The organism is Methylibium sp. T29, from assembly GCF_000576205.1.
Taxonomy (GTDB): Bacteria; Pseudomonadota; Gammaproteobacteria; order Burkholderiales; family Burkholderiaceae_C; genus Methylibium; species Methylibium petroleiphilum.
In genome coordinates this window covers 1-1,493 of the sequence record NZ_AZND01000468.1, presented here as the reverse complement: position 1 = coordinate 1,493, position 1,493 = coordinate 1, and the positions used below count along the sequence as shown (strand labels likewise).

1 protein-coding gene is annotated in these 1,493 nt (G+C 66.8%); it reads left to right on the top strand.

Annotated features, from left to right (window positions below):
* Positions 1-1,333, top strand: a 1,333-nt coding sequence (locus tag x551_RS22095; RefSeq protein WP_036251555.1) for a DUF1329 domain-containing protein, incomplete at its 5' end; no start/stop codon positions are given.
* Positions 1,334-1,493 lie beyond the last annotated feature (160 nt).

Below are 1,493 nucleotides of genomic sequence, written 5' to 3'. Positions count from 1 at the left end.
CCGTTTCTTCATGGAGCAAGCAGCCAAGGGCATTGCCACGGCCGGTGTGCTGGGCCCGCTGTGGCCGATGATCGCGAACTCCGCCGACATCTCGAAGGCCTACCCCGACGAGGTGATGTCGATCGACGCCTGGTCCAAGGGCAAGATCAAAACCGGCGATCTGATCGGGGCCGACAACGTCGACCTCGTCAAGGACCTGCTCGACCCGGTGGCCTACCACCAGGTCAAGACCATGGGCCGCAAGATCCGCATCGTGCCGACCACCCGCGACATCACGCGCATGTTCCCGGCCGAATACCTCGAGGCCACGCTGCGCAACCAGGGCAAGGCCAAGTTCGACGCGAATGGCAACGTCGTCAGCCCCGACGGCAAGCCGTGGCTCGGCGGCAACCCGTTCCCGGACGCCAAGACCGGCATCGAAGTGGCGGCCAACCTCACGATGTGCTGGGGCCGCAAGGACAACTCGATCACCGCGATCCGCGACTGGGAGGTCGCGCCCGACGGGTCGATGAGCTACCAGTACGACTTCGCCTGGGTCGAGCAGAACACCACGGCGCGTGCCGACGGCAAGGTCGTGCCGGGCGCCGACGAACTGCTGCGCTACAACGCCGTGTACTTCACCGGCCCGTCGGATGTGAAGGGCACCGGCTACCTGAACACCTGGTACTACGACCAGCGCAAGTTCCCCGAGCTCGTCGGCTACCTGCCGGCCTTCAAGCGCGTGCGCAAGTTCCCGACCAACCAGCGCTTCGAACCACTGGTGCCGGGGATGAACCTCTACCTGTCGGACGCCTGGGCGGCGGGCGACCCGATGCTGACGTGGGGCAACTACAAGATCGTCGGCCGCGGCCCCTTCCTCGGCGCGGTGTCGCAAAGCTGGTACGGCGACCGCCCGAACTGGGAGCGCCCGGTGCACGGCGGCCCGAAGAACCAGACCTTCTTCGAGACGCAGATGGAGCTGTGCCCCGATGTCGTGATCTTCGAAGCCGAGCCGACCGGCTACCCGCGTGCCCCGGTGGGCAAGAAGCGCGTGTGGGTCGACGTGCGCAACCAGATGTACGTCGCCTACATCACCTACGACCGCCGCGGCGAGATCTTCAAGTCCTTCGAGCCGCAGTACAGCTTCCAGGACAAGGGCGACAAGAAGTTGATGGACGGCAAGAACACGGCCTGGCACTGGACCGCGGTGCAGTGCTACAACTTCCAGGACGGTCGCATGACGCGCTTCCAGCCCGTCACGTCGATCACCGGCGGCATGTCCACGGCCTTCAACGTCGACGGTCTCTACGAGAAGTACATGACCCAGCAGGCACTGCAGCGGCTGGGGACCTGAACATGCCCGAGCGTCAGCAACACGAGCGGTCCACCGCTCGCGGCGGCCGGACTCGGCCTGCCGCACTGCTCGCCCAGCTTGCGGCGGCCGCCGTGCTGCTGTGCGGGGGACGGTCTCGGCGGTGGCGCAGCCGCCGACGGCGCCGCTCTGCCGCGGCTGC